This window comes from Rhodothalassium salexigens DSM 2132, from assembly GCF_004341375.1.
GTDB lineage: Bacteria > Pseudomonadota > Alphaproteobacteria > Sphingomonadales > Rhodothalassiaceae > Rhodothalassium > Rhodothalassium salexigens.
The window spans coordinates 371,128-386,778 of sequence record NZ_SLXO01000002.1 but is presented as its reverse complement, the minus strand read 5'-3'; the positions used below and the strand labels follow the sequence as shown (position 1 = coordinate 386,778).

Genomic DNA, 15,651 nt, shown 5'->3' with positions numbered 1-15,651 from the left:
CCGCCGGACTTCCGGGCGGGGAACGAGCAAAACCGGACATTGATACCATGTCGCAGGACATCGACAGCACGACCGCGCCGCTGACCGCGAAAAGCGTGCCCATGGGGCCCAAGACCGGTATCGGGACGACGCCCCCGCATGCGTTTTCGTTCAGCGAGTTGTGGTACTACTTCCGGCTCATTCTGGGGCCGGAGGCGCGCTATTTCTGGATGGCGGTGGTGTTTGGCGTGGCGATCAGCGTGCTGACGCTTGCGGTCCCGATCTCGGTCCAGATGGTCATCGACACGATCGCCAACACCGCCCTGGTGCAGCCGCTGATCGTGCTGTCGCTGGCGCTGTTCGGTCTGCTGGCGCTGTCGGCGCTGTTGATGGCGCTGCGCACCCATCTGCTCGAGATCTACGGCCGGCGCGCCTATGCCCGGCTGGTGTCGGAGTTTTCCCTCCAGGCGATCTACGCTCAGGCGCCGTTTTTCGAGGAGGTCAAGCGCGACGGCCTGTTCCACCGCTATTTCGACATCATGACCCTGCAGCGGAGCATGCCGGAGATCCTGATCGGCGGTTTCTCGATCATTCTCCAAGCGGTCATCGGCTTTGCCGTGGTGTCGCTCTATCACCCGGTGTTTCTGGCCTTCAATCTGGTGTTGATCCTGCTGTTGTTCCTGGTCTGGCAGATCTGGGGGCCGGGGGCGATCCGCACCGGCATCGACCTGTCGCACGCCAAGTATGAGACCGCCAAATGGCTGAGCCATCTGGGTGAGACCAATGGTTTTTACAAGTCGGACCACCATATCGGCTTCGCCTTGCAGCGCTCGGAAGAGTTGACCGCAAATTACATCAAGAAAAAGAAGGCCCATTTCCGGCGCAACTTCGCCCAGACCATCGGGCTGTTGTTTCTCTATGCCACGGCCAGCGCGGCATTGCTGGCGCTTGGCGGCTGGCTGGTCATTCGCGGACAGTTGTCGCTTGGCCAATTGGTCGCCGCCGAACTGATCATGTCGGCGATTTTCGTCGGCATGTCGCAGTTCGACTCCTATCTCAAGCGCTTTTACTATGTCTGCATGGCGATCGACGAGATCGGCCTGGTCTATAAGATCCCGTTGGAAAACACCGCCGGGCGGCTGCTGTTGGACGACAAGGTTTGCGACTTGCGCTTCGATCAGGTGGCCAAGACCGTTCGGCGGCGCGAAGCGGTGCTCGACATCGTCATCCCCGGCGGCGTCAAGGTGCGCGCGCGCGCCGAAGACGACGCTCTGCAACGCCTGTTCACCAACCTGCTCAAGCGCCACGAACTGCCCGACCGGGGCTGGATCACGCTGGCCGGCTATGACCTGATGGAATGCGATGTCCACCGCCTGCGCCAGGAGGTGGTGGTGATCGACCGGCCGATGGTCGCCGATTGCAGCATCGAGGAGTATCTGAGCCTGGCCGCCTCGGCCGAGGCGACGCGCGGGCAGATGTTCGATGTGCTGCGGATGGTCGGCATCGACGATATCGTCAAGTCGTTCGACAAGGGGCTCGACACGGTGATGTCGCCCTTGGGCCTGCCGCTGTCGCCCGAAGAGACCATGCGCCTGCAACTTGCGGCGGCGTTGTTGGCCGATCCGCACATTCTGGTGCTGAACGAGTCCTGCGACGTGATCGAACAGGCCGTGCTGGAGCGGGTTCTCGACCATATCGTGGCCGAGCGCGACATGACCGTGGTCTTCTTCAGCAACCACCACAGCCTGCCGCAACTGGACCATCGGTTGTGGCTGGGCTGGGATCGCCAGCGCTTGAGCCTGGTCGACTCCTCGGCCGCTGCCGGCGCCGAGGCCGTCACCGGCGCCCAGGCCGAATAACCGTTGCCGGCACCAGTGGAGCAGACAGGGATGTCCGTACCCAACGATCTAGGCTTTCGCGGCAAGCATCTGGATACCTGGCAGACGCTCGACTCGATCCGGATTCCGCGGGTGATGCGGATGGTCGTGTTGATCATTCTGGCGACGATCCTGATCGGCGGGACGTTTCTCTACTTTACCCCCTGGGTGCAGACCGCGTCGGGGCGCGGCGTGGTCACCGCGCTCGATCCGCGCGACCGGCAGCAGGACATCAACGCGCTGGTCGGCGGCCGCATCGAACAGTGGTTCGTGCGCGACGGCAGCACGGTCAAGAAAGGCGACCCGATCGTCCGTCTGGTGGACAATGATCCGCAACTGGTCGAGCGCCTGAAGAGCGAGATGCAGGCGCTCGAACGCAAGGTGATTGCGGCCGAACAACAGGTCTCGACGGCCGAATACGACGCCCGGCGCCAAAAGGAACTGTATGAAGAGGGCTTGAGCTCGCGGCTGGCCTATGAGAACGCCCAGATCAAGCTCGAAGACCTGCGCTCTAAGCTGGCCAGTGCGCGGGCCGAATTGAAGCAGGCCGAGGTGCGGCTGTCGCGCCAGTCGATCCAGACCGTGCGCGCGCCGCGCGACGGCACCATTCTGACCGTCAATGCCGGCGACAGCGCCACCTTCATCCAGCAAGGCCAGCGTGTCGCCACCTTCATCCCCGAGGATGTCAAGCGCGCCGTGCAGCTGTTCGTCGACGGTCGCGACGCCGCCCTGGTCGAAGAAGGCCGTCCGGTGCGCTTGCAGTTCGAGGGCTGGCCGGCGGTGCAGTTCTCTGGCTGGCCGTCGGTGGCGGTGGGCACCTTCGCCGGGCGCGTCGCGGTGGTCGACCGGGGGGCCAATCTGAGCGGCCAATTCCGCATCATGGTGGTCGAAGACCCCGACGGCGAACCCTGGCCCGAGGAACGCTTCGTGCGTCTGGGCACTCAGGCGCGCGGCTGGGTGTTGTTGGATACGGTCCGCCTCGGCTACGAATTGTGGCGGCAAATGAATAACTTCCCGCCCAACTTCACGGTGCCGGGTGGTTCAGGTGGCCAAGGCGGCGGCCAGGGCAGCGGCCAGGGCGGCGCGTCCGGCGGCCAGGGCGGTAGCGGGGGCAGTAATGGTGCGTCCTGACGGCGGAGCGGTGCGTCGTTATGTGGTCGGATTGGCAGCTGTGGCGTGGCTTGGAGTGGTGCCGGGGCTGGCCGTCGGCCCGGCGTCGGGGGCGGCTGCGGCCGCCGAGCCGCCCGGCGGTGCTCGGGTGGCGCCCCTGACCCTGAGCGACGGTACCGCCGATCCCGCCGACCCCGCCGACCCCGTATCGCCGACCCGGCCATTGCTGACCCTGGACATGCTCGACCGCCAGCAGGGAGGCCCCTCGGGGGCGTCCCAAGGCGCCTCTCCGGGGGCGTCGCAGGGCGCGGGCGGGTCGCAAACGCCTGCGGGGGCGCCATCACAGAGCCGCTCGGCCGAGGCGCAGGCCACGGACGGCGATCCCCTTGCCGCCGGCCGCCGGCCGCCGCTGACCCGCGATGAGGTGTTGGAAAGCTCGCTGCGCCACATGCCGCGCATCCTGGAGGCGATGGCGCAGTTCCGCGCCGCCCAGGGCGATATGGTGTCGGCCATGGGGGCCTTCGACCTGATGGTCAAATCGGAGGGTTTTGCACGCGCCAGCGGCTATTATGACGGTCGCGAGGTGGACGGACAGGTGCGCCAGGCGCTCGGGCCATTCGGCGCCGAGGTCTATGGCGGCTATCGGTTTTCCGGCGGCGACTTCCCAATCTATGAAGACAAGAGCTTCACCAACAAATTGGGCGAGGCGCGCATTGGCTTCGTGCTGTCGCTGTTGCGCGACCGCCAGATCGACGGCCGGCGCGGCGAGGTCCGGCGCGCCCGAATCGAGCGTGAACGCGCCGAGATCGAGGTCATGCTGACCCAGATCGGCGTTCAGTACCAAGCGCTCAGCGCCTATCTGCGTTGGATCGCCGCCGGGCTCAGGCAGGGGATTTTCGTCGACCTGTTGGCGCTTGCCGAGCGGCGCCAGGAGGCGTTGTCGCGGCGTGTGTCGGCTGGCGATGCGGCGGCGATCCTGCTGACCGAGAACCGCCAGAATCTGGCCCGGCGGGCCACGCTGGTGGCCCAGGCGAAGCGCGATTTCGTGAATGCCGGCCTCAGTCTGGCGCAATTCTATCGCGACGCCGCCGGCGAACCCGAGACCCCCGATCCCGCCCGCGCGCCCGACGGCTATCCGCCGATTCGGCAAGGCGAGTTGATGCAGGTGGAAAACGATATCCAGCGCGCGCGGGTGGCCCGGCCGGAACTGGCCCTGATCGATGCGAGCCTGGACCGCGCGCGGCTGTCGCTGGCTTTGGGGCGCAACGAGTTGCTGCCCCGCCTGCAATTCGGCAGCGAGGTGTCGCGCGATTTCGGCGCCGTCGATCTGGGCGGTCCGTCGCGCGACAGCACCGACACCATCGTCAAGTTCAGCTTTTCGGTGCCGCTGCAACGGCGCTTCGCCGAAGGCCGCATCAGCCGCGCCCAGGCCGAGTTGGACGCCTTGCGCTATCGCCGCCAATTCACCGCCGAGCGGATCGAGTTGGAAGTGCGCCGGCTGGTCAACGACCTGCGCGCGGCGGCCGAAACCGTGCGTCTGGCCGACTTGGAGGTGGATCAGGCACAGACCATGCAGGCGGCCGAGCGGCGTCGGTTCCGCGAAGGCGGCAGCGACTTTTTCGTCGTCAACCGACGCGAAGAAGCGACCGCCGACGCCCGCGTGCGGCTGGTCGACGCCCAGTTGCAGTATTTCGAAGCCCTGGCCAATTACCGCGCCGCCACCGCCGACCTCGGAGCGCTCGGCATCCGCTGAACCCGCGCTCCAACGCCTCGCCGATCCTGGGCGACGACGATGAGGACGACGGCCGCCGGCCGCGTGCGCCCCACCCGTGCCGTCGGCCGTCGGCGGACAGCCCCAGCCCAGAGACATCCGCGCTTCTGAAAGACGGTGCAAGACGCTGAGGCCGGTTTCGCCGGCCTTTGTCTTTTGGTGCTTCGGTGTGACAAAGCCACCCGAAATCGCCATGAATGGACGCAAAACCGGACTGCGACAATCTTGATTTAAGTATAGTTTAAGGGGTTTTTTTCTATTATAGGCTGTGAGTCTGGTAAATATCGATTTACCATTCTTATGGCTGATCATTTTTGTGCGGCTGTCTTGAAAAGGGCAGTGCCAAAGGGAAACCCTCTGCAATGCAACAATTGTCAAGCGATCCCGTTTTCGAGACCGACTTGGCCCGTCGAAAAGCGTTTCTGATGATCGACGACCGCGCTCTGGCCGATCTGAGGGCCATGCGCCCGGTGATCGAACCGATCATGGAGGAGATGCTCGACGCCTTCTATGTCCATGTCCGCAGCGTCCCGGAACTCGACGCCATGTTCGCCGATGACGGCATTGGTCGCCGGGCCCGCAACGCCCAGCAGCGCCATTGGATGCGCTATTTGTTCGATGGCAAGTTGGACGAGGAATACGCGCAACGCTGCACCGTCATCGGCCGCGTGCACCAGAAGATCGGCCTTGAACCGCGTTGGTACATCGGCGGCTACAGCCACATGCTCACCTGGGTCCAGGCCGCCCTCGCCGAAGCCTTCGGCGATGAACCTGGGCGCCTCGGCCGCCTGCAGGCATCGTTGCAGAAGGCGGTGATGCTCGACATGGACCTGTCGATCTCGGTCTATTTCGAGGCCGATCAGGCCGCCGACGACGCCCGGGTGGCGCAATTGGTGGCCGATTTCGAGTCGGATGTCCGGGCCTTGGTCGATGAACTGGGTCATACCATCAAGCAGGTGAACGACAGCAGCCGGACCCTGTTGGCGGGCGCCGACCGAACCTCGGCCCGGGCGCAAAGCGGCGCGTCGGCGGTCACGCAGGCGTCGGCCAATGTCCAGGCGGTGGCGTCGGCCGCCGAAGAGTTGTCCACCGCCATCGCCGAGGTCGCCGCCCAAACCGACAATGCTCACCGCCGAACCCGCGAGGCGGACGAGGCGGCCCGGGCGGCACGCGGTCAGGTGGAGGAACTGACCCAGTCCGCCGACGCCATGACGGCGGCGCTCGACCTGATCAAGTCGATCGCCGACCAGACCAATTTGCTTGCGCTCAACGCGACCATCGAGGCGGCGCGCGCCGGCGAGGCCGGCCGCGGCTTCGCGGTCGTCGCGGGCGAGGTCAAGACCTTGGCCAAGCGCAGCGCGCAATCGGCCGAGGATATCCATCGGCGTCTGACGACCATGAACCAGGCGACCCGCGCCACCGTCGGCCATATCGATCAGGTGGCCCAGGCGGTCGAGGGCGTGACCGAAATGGCGATGGCGGTCTCGGGGGCGGTCGAAGAACAGACGTCCGCGTCTCAGGAAATCGCTCGCAACGTGTCCGAAGCGGCCAACGGCACCACGACGGTCTCGGCCGATATCGAAAGCATGGCCGGCGACGCCGATGCCACCCGGGGGGCGGCGCAAACCATGCAGGAGGCCGCCGATCTGCTCGCCACCCGGTCCGACCAGTTGAACCGCAGCATGGCGGGCTTCATCGACAAGTTGCAGCGCCGCGGCCGCCGTCACGATGACGGCCCGGCCCGCCGGTCTCCCGCCCCGGTGCCGGCCACCGGCCGGGCTCACCGCCCGGCCGCCGCGGGCGCCCGATAGCGTCCCTGTCGGCCACTCTGGGTCTGCGGCGATGATCCGGATTGGCCGCGACAAAGGCCGCGATCGCCTCGGAGAGCGTGGTTTGGCGATCAGCCCGCCCGTGATGCCGCGCCTCTGCGGTCTTCGAGCGGCGCGCGGCGGCGTGCCATGCGAGGCAACCACCCGACCCCGGCAGCGCCTCGCCGGGAGCAAAAAAAAGCCGCACCGTTTCCGGCGCGGCCCAGGTTCAGGGAAGAAACGACAACGTCGTTATCCTCCCTTATGCCGGGAAAGTATTAAAAAATAGTTCACGTGATTTGCTATATTGCCGTTTTAGGCAAGCTTTTGTCAAAAGGCGCCATCTGCGCATCGAGCGGCGCGGCCGGATCATGGTCGGCGGCGCTGAGGTTCGACGGCGCGCCGGCTGGTCCGCCTTGCGGCCGTTGCGCGGCCTTGCCATGGTGGGGTGCCGGCCTGAGGCGCAGCGGCCGGCGGCGAGGAACGCATGGATCAACTCACGGCAATCCGGGTCTTTTTGCGGGTGGCGGACGTGGCCGGCTTTACCGAGGCGGCACGTCGTCTGGGGGTGTCCAAATCGGCGGTGTCGAAGCAGGTCACGGCGCTTGAGGACCATCTGGGCGTCAAACTGGTGCACCGGACCACCCGTCAGGTGCGTCTGACCGACGAAGGCCGCGCCTATGCCGAGCGGTGCCGGCGCCTTCTGGACGATTTGGACGAGGCCGACGCCGCGGTGCGCAGCTTGCGGGCGGCGCCGCGGGGGCGACTGCGGGTCAATGCGGCGCTTACCTTCGGAACCTTGCATGTGGCGCCGGCTCTGGCGGCGTTCTGTCGTGCCTATCCCGAGGTGGTGGTGGATCTGGACCTCAGCGACCGGTTCGTGGACATCGTCGACGAGGGCTATGATCTGGCGATCCGGATCGGCGCGCTGACCGATATGGGAATGATCGCGCGGCAATTGGCGCCGGCCCGGCTGGCCGTGGTGGCAGCGCCCGACTATCTCGACGCCCGCGGGATGCCGGCCGGACCGGAGGCGCTGACCGACCATGCCTGCCTGTTGTACAAAGGTCGGCGCGGGGCCGCCGAATGGACCCTTGAAACCGCCGACGACCCGCCCCGGCGCAGCGTCGTGCGCGTCGCCGGGCCGCTGGTCGCCAACAATGGCGATGTCATCCGCTGTGCCGCTCGCGATGGTCTGGGGCTGGCGCTCATGCCCACATTCGCCATCGCCGACGATCTGGCCGCCGGTCGGTTGGTCCCCGCCTTGCCCGGCTGGGCGCCGCCGCCGGCGGTGGTCCAGGCGGTCTATCCGCCGACCCGTCATCTGTCGGCCAAGGTGCGGGCGTTCATCGATTTTCTCGCCGTGCGTTTCGGCCCCGACCCGGTATGGGATCGCCTCGCCCGGGGCGAGGAAGCGGGGGCCGCCTGACCGCGCCGGCCGCTTGTCGGTGGGTCAGGGGGCCGGGCGGCCGGCATGGGCGGGGGCGGTGGCGTTTGCCGGCATGGGCGTTTCAATCCGACCGTGAAACGCTATAGAGTGCGCCGCCATTGCGTTCGCTGGGCAGTTGGAAGGGACCCCCATGGATCAGTATCACGACCTGTTGCGCCGGGTGCGCGAGACCGGCGTCTACCGCTCCGATCGCACCGGCGTGGGGACCTATTCGGTGTTCGGTCACCAGATGCGCTTCGACCTGGGCGATGGCTTTCCGGTGGTCACCACCAAGAAGCTGCATCTGCGTTCGATCATTCACGAATTGCTGTGGTTCCTGGCCGGCGACACCAATATCGGGTATCTGCGTGACCATGGAGTGACCATCTGGGACGAATGGGCCGACGCCCGGGGCGATCTGGGGCCGGTCTATGGCAAGCAGTGGCGGCGCTGGGAAACGGCCGATGGCCGGGTGATCGACCAGATCGCCGGTGTGGTCGACCAAATCCGCCGCAACCCGCACTCGCGTCGGTTGGTGGTCAGCGCCTGGAACCCCGCCGATGTGGACCGGATGGCGCTGCCGCCGTGCCATTGTCTGTTTCAGTTCTACGTCGCCGAGGGGCGCTTGAGTTGCCAGCTCTATCAACGCTCCGCCGACGTCTTTCTCGGCGTGCCGTTCAACATTGCCAGCTATGCCTTGCTCACCCACATGATCGCGCAGGTGACCGGTCTGGGCGTCGGCGATTTCATCCACAGCTTCGGCGACGCCCATCTCTACGCCAACCATATCGAGCAGGCGGATCTGCAACTGAGCCGCACGCCCCGGCCCCTGCCGCGCCTCCGTCTCAGCCCCGAGATTTGCGACCTGTTCGCCTTTCGCTTCGAGGATATCGCGCTCGTCGGCTATGACCCCCATCCGGCGATCAAGGCGCCGATCGCGGTCTAAAGCCGCTTGCCGGCCCAGATCACGCGGCCGCCCACGTGGACCTGCGCCAGATCGGCGTCGTGCCAGGGCGGGTAGGCGGCGTTGTCGGCGCGGATGGTGATTGCGCCGCTGCGTGGATCGCATTGGACCCGCCGCACCTGCCACTGTCCGCCGATGACCAGGACGAACAAGGCATCGGTCAGGCCCGACCCTCGGTCCTCGGCGGCCCATACCGCCCGACGTTCGAAGATCACATAGTCGCCTGGAAGCAGTGTGGGGATCATCGAATCGCCCATGACGCGTAGGGCGCAAAGCGCCTCCGTCTCGACACCCTCGCCCAAAAATAGGAAATCCATAGGGACTTCGATGTAGCCGGTAAGGGGCGGCCCATTGGCTGTCCCGTTCGCGCAGGTCGCCACCGGCAGGGTGCCCCCCTGCGGGCGCTCGCCGGCCGCGGGGAGCGGCGGCAACAGATCGCGTGCGGGAATGCCGAAATAGCGTGCGACGGCCGTCGCGTCTTCAGTCGATAAAAACTTTGGCGTGCCGCGCGTTATGTGCTGCTGCACATAGGCGTGGTTGCGTTTCAACAGCTTCGATACCGACGCATAGGTCTCGCCGTCGCGGCTGAGGACCAGTTCCTCCAATCGCGCCCGCGCGCGCCGCGATGCCGCGTCGATCAGTTCAATCCGCATGGCCATTCCGCCTCTCTGGTGTGTTTCGATCCACTGATAGGAGTGTAATAGGATTTTTTGTTGAAAAGTTCGTGCGTGTAGATAGACTAAGACACGACCTATAGTCGCAATAAAAGGACCACCCTACAATGACCCTGGTTGGTTTCAGCCCCCCCTTGAAGGCCGGTGGACGGAGGATTTCGGAAGCGGCGGCGGCGGTGCGGCGGCGGCTTTGCCCGCAGGTTTCTCCATGATGATCATGCGCGCGAGCGGTCCGGCCGCGCTGGTCATACTCGCCTCGCGCGTAAAACCATATTGACACGTTGGATACTATAAATGTACCATATTGGCTATATCTGCGATCGCTTTCGCCGCCCGACTCGGTTTGACCGATGGCGGGCTCTGCACGCCGCGCGGTCCGGGTCGCCCCCGTCCGACGGCGGATTTCGGGAGGACATCATGTGGAAGGATGTTGGCAAGCCTTTGACCCGGGCGGTCGTGGCGCGTCTGGCGCAATCGGCCGAATTGGTCGGTCTGGTGGGCGGTGCCGAGCGGATCGGGCCGATGCGGGTGGACGGCGCAGGCGATGGCGCGGCGTCGGCCGGGCACGACGGGCATGATGGGCACGACGGGCGGCGGTGCGCCGACGGGCCCGAGGCCCTGGCGGTGGCGGAGATGTCCCAGACCTGGTCGGCGCCGGATCTGGGCTCGGTGCGCGTGGCCGTTCGCGGCGTCCGGCGCTGGCACAGCGCCACCTTCGACGGTCAGGAGCATGATGTGCGCATCAGCGGCCGGGCGCGATCGGCGGCCGAGGTGGAGGCGCTGCGCCGTACGGTGATCGCGGTGTTGCACGATTGCGACCTGCCGCTGCCCGGTCAGGCACTGATCGACATGCGCTTCGAACGCGCCGAAACCCGCGATCCTGTCGGCGGCGCCTATGCTTGGTCGGTGGATTTCTTTGCGCTCACGGTCAACGACTGACCGTTGGTGCCACGGTCCGGGGGGCGGCATGGTCGGGGCGAAGCGAGCGCAAGGGAGCGCGCAACCGCCGGGTCGGTATTGCCCCGCCATCGTGGGGTGCACGACCCGGCCCACCGGTGACCCACCGATGGACGCCGGTCAGCCCCCGAAACGTCACCCCCCGGCCATTGGTCGGGGAGTGACGGGCCGGTCCGGTTTCCGGACCCAGTCTCAAGCGCCCCAGTCTAAGGGCCCACATGTCAGGGGCCAAGTCTCAGAGGCCAAGTCTCAGGGGCCGGGTTTCAGGGAGTGATCCCAGGCCCTGGAGGTCAGTACTCGTCTTCGCCCGGTAGCGGGAAATGCTCCGCTTCGAAGGACAGATAGCGGTACAGGCGATTGCCATAGCCGCGCAGCCAACGGCCGGCCTTTTTCAGATCGTCGAGCGGGCTGCCGCGCAGGGCGGTCAGGATGAACTGAAGAATGGCAATCGCCGTGGCGCCGAGCCAGGCGATGTAGGTGAGCAGAACCGCCAGCGCGGTCAGCAGTGCGCGCAGCAGCAATTCCTTGGCGCGGCCTTCCGGGGCCGGGGCGCCGGCTGCGGCGGTCGGGGCGGCGCTGCTGGGGCTGTCCGCGGTGCCGGTGGTCTTGGCCGACCCGGCGCTGGGCTTCGGTGCATCGTCACTCTTGGCGGCCATGCCCTTGGCCGGTTCGGCAGCCTGGGCGGTCGTGTCGGTGTCGCCGATGGGGGCTGCGGCGGCGGTCGTTTCGCCCTTGGGACGCTCGGTCGGTCCTTTCTTGGCGGAATCGGCCGACGCCTTAGCGGCGGTGCCGCCGGCCGCCGGTGTGCCCTTGGCTGGTTCGGCGGCGCTGGCCTGCGGGGCCGACGTCGGTTGGGCCGGCTTGTCGCTGCCCGATGTCTTGGTGGTTGCGCCGCTCTTGGCCGACTGGCTCGACGGCGCTGCCTCGGTGGTCTTGTCAGCGGCCGTACCCTTGGCCGGTGCCGCGGGCTTGGCGTTGTCGTCGGTTTTCTGGGCGGTCGCCTCGGCGGCGGGGGGGGGGGTGCCGGCCGTCTGGGTCTTTTTGCCGTCTTTCCGTGCGTCTTGTGCCGATTTGGCGGTGGTGGCGCCGTCAGCACCGGTGGGTTTGTTGTCCTTGTCCTCGGCCATCGTTTCGATCCCTGTTACTGAGCCGCGGGCGAGTATGCGGGCGCGCTCCGAGGCGGGTCAAGACGGGCAACGGGAATTCGGGCGGCGGGGTGAGCCCCCCACCGCCCGGATCGGGGTTACGAGCAGCCCGAGGTGGCGCCGCAGGTGTCGCACTTCATGCAGGTGCCGTTGCGCACCAGGGTGAAGTTGCCGCATTCGCCGCACGCGTCGCCCTCATAGCCTTTGAGCCGCGCCTGCACCTGGGCCTCCATGGTGGTGGTGGTCGTGGTGCTGGTCTCGCTCACCGACAGGGTCGCCTGGGCGGTGCCGTCGGTGCCGGCTCGCGCGGTCTCGCGGCTCACCTGCTGGTGCTTGGCCGGCGTTTGGCGCGGGTTCAGCACATAGAGGTTGGAGCGCACATAGCCGTTCGACGCCCATTCCATCATCCGGTCGATCGCCTGGCGCCCGACCAGACCGGCCGCACTGCCGTCGGCATCGCCGGCGGGCAGGGGCAGCCCTTCCTGGGTGGCGTCGCCGACGGTGTCGTGGCGCAGGTCTTCCAGGTCCACATGGGCCAGTTCGGTGCGGCCCAGATAGCTGACCGCCAGTTCGCGGAACAGATAGTCCAGGATCGAGGTGGCCATCTTGATGGCGTCATTGCCCTGCACCTGACCGAACGGTTCGAATCGGGTGAAGGTAAACGCGTCCACATATTCCTCCAGCGGCACGCCGTATTGCAGGCCGATCGAGATCGCGATGGCGAAATTGTTCATCAGGCTGCGGAAGGCGGCGCCTTCCTTGTGCATGTCGATGAAGATTTCGCCGAGCGACCCGTCGTCATACTCGCCGGTGCGCAGATAGACCTTGTGGCCGCCGACGGTGGCTTTCTGGGTATAGCCCTTGCGCCGGCCGGGCAGGCGCTTGCGCGCCGCCGGGCGTTCGACGATCCGCTCGACGATCCGTTCGGCCAACATATTGGCCTGTTGGCCGGCCGGCGCGTCTTCCATCTCGTCGACCAGGTCGGCGTCGTCGAGCAGCGCGCTCGACAGCGGCTGGCTGAGCTTGGAGCCGTCGCGATAGAGCGCATTGGCCTTGACCGCCAGCCGCCAGCTCAACTCATACGCCTTTTGGCAGTCTTCCACGGTGGCCGAATTGGCCATGTTGACGGTCTTGGAAATGGCACCCGAGATGAACGGTTGCGCCGCCGCCATCATGCGGATGTGGCTTTCCCAGCTCAGCGCCCGCCGGCCGATCTTGCCGCAGGCATTGGCGCAGTCGAACACCGCCAGATGCTCGTCGCGGATGTGCGGTGCGCCTTCCAGCGTCATCGCCCCGCAGACGTGCAGATTGGCCGCCTCGATGGCGTCGCGCTCGAAGCCGATGGCGGCCAGAAGGTCGAACGAGAAGTCGTTGAGCTGCGCGTCGGTCAGCCCCAGCGTGCCCTTGCAGAAGCCTTCGCCGAGCGTCCAGCGGTTGAACGCGAACTTGATGTCGAAGGCCGAGCCGAGCGCACCTTCCACGGCGTCGATCTGTTCCTGGCCGAAGCCCTTGGCGCGCAGCGCGTCATGGTCGATGCCCGGGGCGTCCTTGAGGCTGCCATGGCCGACCGCATAGGCCTCGATCTCGGCGATCTGCTGCTCGGTGTAGCCGAGCACGCCGAGCGCCTGGGGCACCACCCGGTTGATGATCTTGAAGTAGCCGCCGCCGGCCAGCTTCTTGAACTTGACCAGGGCGAAGTCGGGCTCGATGCCGGTGGTGTCGCAGTCCATCACCAGGCCGATGGTGCCGGTCGGCGCGATCACCGACGTCTGGGCGTTGCGATAGCCGTGCTTTTCGCCCAGTTCCAGCGCCTTGTCCCACGCCGTGGTGGCGGCGGCGAGCAGGCCGGCGTCGGGGCAGTTCTTGTGGTCGAGCGGCACCGGCGGGGTGTTCAGCGCCTCATAGCCGTCGTTCTGGCCATAGGCCGCCCGGCGGTGGTTGCGGATCACCCGCAGCATGTCCCGGGCGTTGGGCTTGTAGCCGGGGAAGGCGCCCAATTCGCCGGCCATCTCGGCCGAGGTGGCGTAGGCGGTGCCGGTCATCAGCGCGGTGATCGCGCCGCACAGCGCGCGGCCCTTGTCGCTGTCATAGCCATAGCCCAGCGACATCAGCAGGCCGCCCACATTGGCATAGCCCAGGCCGAGCGTGCGGTAGCGATAGCTCAACTCGGCGATGCGCGCCGACGGGAACTGCGCCATCAACACCGAGATTTCCAGCACCATGGTCCACAGCCGGGTGGCGTGGGCGAACGCTTCGGTCTGGAAGCCGCCGTCGGCAGCGCGGAACTGCATCAGGTTGAGCGACGCCAGATTGCACGCCGTGTCGTCCAGGAACATGTATTCCGAACACGGGTTCGAGGCCCGGATCGGCCCCGACTTGGGGCAGGTGTGCCAGTCGTTGATGGTGGTGTGGAACTGGATGCCCGGGTCGGCGCACGCCCAGGCGGCATTGCCCACCTTGTCCCACAGCTCGGCGGCGTCGACGGTCTTGGCCAGCGCGCCGTCGGTGCGCCGCTTCAGCTCCCACGGCTGGCGGTTCTGCACCTTGCGCATGAAGTCGTCGGTGACCCGGATCGAGTTGTTGGAGTTCTGCCCCGACACGGTCACATAGGCTTCCGAATCCCAATCCGTGTTGTAGGTCGGGAAGTCGAGCGACGTGAAGCCCTGCTGGGCGAACTGGATCACCCGCTGGATGTAGTTTTCCGAAATCATCGCCTGGCGCGCGGCCTTGATCTCGGCCTTGAGCGCGGCGTTGCGCTTGGGCTCGAAGGCGTCCTGGCCGAGCGCGTCCTGGTGCTGGTGGCAGGCGGCCATGATCGCGTTGAGGTGCTTGTTGGCCAGCTTGGAGCCGCTGACCAGGGCGGCCACCTTCTGCTCTTCGATCACCTTCCAGTCGATATAGGCTTCGATATCGGGGTGGTCCACGTCGACCACCACCATCTTGGCCGCCCGGCGGGTGGTGCCGCCCGACTTGATGGCGCCGGCCGCGCGGTCGCCGATCTTGAGGAAGCTCATCAGCCCCGAAGACTTGCCGCCGCCCGACAGCGGTTCGGCCTCGCCGCGCAGGTCGGAGAAGTTGGAGCCAGTGCCCGAGCCGTATTTGAACAGCCGCGCCTCGCGCACCCAAAGGTCCATGATGCCGCCGTCATTGACCAGATCGTCGGTCACCGACTGGATAAAGCAGGCGTGCGGCTGCGGGCGCTCATAGGCGTTGACCGAGCGCGCCACCTTGCCGGTCTTGTGGTCCACATAGAAGTGGCCCTGCGCCGGCCCGGCAATGCCATAGGCCCAGTGCAGCCCGGTGTTGAACCATTGCGGGCTGTTGGGCGCGGCCATCTGGCAGGCCAGCATGTAGCGCATTTCGTCATAGAAGGCGCGCGCATCGGTCTCGCGGTCGAAATAGCCGCCCTTCCAGCCCCAATAGGTCCAGGTGCCGGCCAACCGATCGAACACCTGCGTCGCCTTGGTCTCCTGGCCGAAACGCTGGTCTTCGGGCAGGCTGGCCAGCGCCTCCTCGTCGGCTTCCTGGCGCCACAGCCACTTGGGCACATGGTCTTCCTTGACCGGCTTGAGCGCCGCGGGCACGCCGGCCTTGCGGAAATACTTCTGTGCGAGCACATCGGTCGCCACCTGGCTCCACGCCTCGGGCACTTCCACATTGTCCAGACGGAACACCACGGTGCCGTCGGGATTACGGATTTCGCTGGTCGCCTTGCGGAAGCTCAGCGCGGCATAGGGGCTGGCGCCCTTTTCGGTGAAATGGCGGTCAATGCGCATCGCAAAAATGTCCTTCGTTCGCCGACGTCCGGCTGCCCGGCAGTGGTCTGCGGGGTGCCGGCTCCTGAGTCTTGTCTGAGGGGATATGTGCCGACCACACTTGGCGAACTCGGCGATTCGGCCGAACGCTGCCTACATATTGTGTGTCGTCCCCCTCTTGG

General features: G+C 66.4%; 10 protein-coding genes. 7 read left to right on the top strand and 3 right to left on the bottom strand.

Translation table 11 applies throughout. From position 1 onward, the window contains the following. Positions 1 to 47: 47 nt before the first annotated feature. The 6 genes from EV659_RS04115 (at position 48) to EV659_RS04090 (ending at position 8,920) form a co-directional block, all read left to right on the top strand. A complete protein-coding gene (locus tag EV659_RS04115) occupies positions 48 to 1,838 on the top strand; it encodes an ABC transporter transmembrane domain-containing protein (protein ID WP_132707580.1) in 1,791 nt (596 codons plus the stop codon). 30 nt (positions 1,839 to 1,868) lie between these two features. Continuing rightward, positions 1,869 to 2,987, top strand: coding sequence for an HlyD family secretion protein (locus EV659_RS04110; RefSeq protein ID WP_132707579.1), 1,119 nt, complete (start codon positions 1,869 to 1,871; stop codon positions 2,985 to 2,987). Positions 2,988 to 3,027: 40 nt separating this feature from the next. Continuing rightward, positions 3,028 to 4,719 carry a TolC family protein gene (locus tag EV659_RS04105; protein WP_165878715.1) on the top strand — a complete coding sequence of 564 codons (1,692 nt, stop codon included), beginning with the start codon at positions 3,028 to 3,030 and terminating at the stop codon, positions 4,717 to 4,719. Positions 4,720 to 5,099: 380 nt separating this feature from the next. After that, on the top strand, positions 5,100 to 6,548 hold the full coding sequence (locus tag EV659_RS04100; RefSeq protein WP_132707577.1) for a globin-coupled sensor protein: 1,449 nt from the start codon (positions 5,100 to 5,102) through the stop codon (positions 6,546 to 6,548). Positions 6,549 to 7,032: 484 nt separating this feature from the next. Continuing rightward, positions 7,033 to 7,974 (top strand): LysR family transcriptional regulator, encoded by a 942-nt coding sequence (locus EV659_RS04095; protein ID WP_132707576.1) that lies wholly within the window; start codon positions 7,033 to 7,035, stop codon positions 7,972 to 7,974. A 151-nt stretch (positions 7,975 to 8,125) separates the two neighbouring features. Next, positions 8,126 to 8,920 carry a thymidylate synthase gene (locus tag EV659_RS04090; RefSeq protein ID WP_132707575.1) on the top strand — a complete coding sequence of 265 codons (795 nt, stop codon included), beginning with the start codon at positions 8,126 to 8,128 and terminating at the stop codon, positions 8,918 to 8,920. On the opposite strand, the gene EV659_RS04085 is transcribed toward EV659_RS04090, so the two are convergent. Next, a complete protein-coding gene (locus EV659_RS04085) occupies positions 8,917 to 9,597 on the bottom strand; it encodes a S24 family peptidase (RefSeq protein WP_132707574.1) in 681 nt (226 codons plus the stop codon). The two genes, EV659_RS04090 and EV659_RS04085, sit on opposite strands and share 4 nt — an antisense overlap. Positions 9,598 to 10,029: 432 nt before the next feature. Between EV659_RS04085 and gp17 the strand changes: the two genes are divergently transcribed. Next, the gene (gene gp17, locus EV659_RS04080) at positions 10,030 to 10,551 is read left to right on the top strand and encodes a tail completion protein gp17 (protein ID WP_165878713.1); all 522 of its coding nucleotides are present in this window, start codon (positions 10,030 to 10,032) and stop codon (positions 10,549 to 10,551) included. Positions 10,552 to 10,859: 308 nt separating this feature from the next. Here the strand turns inward: gp17 and EV659_RS15120 are convergent, their stop codons facing one another. Both EV659_RS15120 and EV659_RS04070 read right to left on the bottom strand, forming a co-directional pair. Next, positions 10,860 to 11,696, bottom strand: coding sequence for a DUF4389 domain-containing protein (locus EV659_RS15120; RefSeq protein ID WP_132707572.1), 837 nt, complete (start codon positions 11,694 to 11,696; stop codon positions 10,860 to 10,862). Positions 11,697 to 11,812: 116 nt separating this feature from the next. Next, positions 11,813 to 15,490 carry a vitamin B12-dependent ribonucleotide reductase gene (locus EV659_RS04070; RefSeq protein ID WP_132707571.1) on the bottom strand — a complete coding sequence of 1,226 codons (3,678 nt, stop codon included), beginning with the start codon at positions 15,488 to 15,490 and terminating at the stop codon, positions 11,813 to 11,815. Positions 15,491 to 15,651 lie beyond the last annotated feature (161 nt).

Bases quoted from the DNA above. Each gene is read 5' to 3' on its own strand.
- EV659_RS04115 (WP_132707580.1), top strand. From the start codon at position 48: ATGTCGCAGGACATCGACAGCACGACCGCGCCGCTGACCGCGAAAAGC.
- EV659_RS04110 (WP_132707579.1), top strand. From the start codon at position 1,869: ATGTCCGTACCCAACGATCTAGGCTTTCGCGGCAAGCATCTGGATACC.
- EV659_RS04100 (WP_132707577.1), top strand. From the start codon at position 5,100: ATGCAACAATTGTCAAGCGATCCCGTTTTCGAGACCGACTTGGCCCGT.
- EV659_RS04095 (WP_132707576.1), top strand. From the start codon at position 7,033: ATGGATCAACTCACGGCAATCCGGGTCTTTTTGCGGGTGGCGGACGTG.
- EV659_RS04090 (WP_132707575.1), top strand. From the start codon at position 8,126: ATGGATCAGTATCACGACCTGTTGCGCCGGGTGCGCGAGACCGGCGTC.
- EV659_RS04085 (WP_132707574.1), bottom strand. From the start codon at position 9,597: ATGGCCATGCGGATTGAACTGATCGACGCGGCATCGCGGCGCGCGCGG.
- gp17 (WP_165878713.1), top strand. From the start codon at position 10,030: ATGTGGAAGGATGTTGGCAAGCCTTTGACCCGGGCGGTCGTGGCGCGT.
- EV659_RS15120 (WP_132707572.1), bottom strand. From the start codon at position 11,696: ATGGCCGAGGACAAGGACAACAAACCCACCGGTGCTGACGGCGCCACC.
- EV659_RS04070 (WP_132707571.1), bottom strand. From the start codon at position 15,490: ATGCGCATTGACCGCCATTTCACCGAAAAGGGCGCCAGCCCCTATGCC.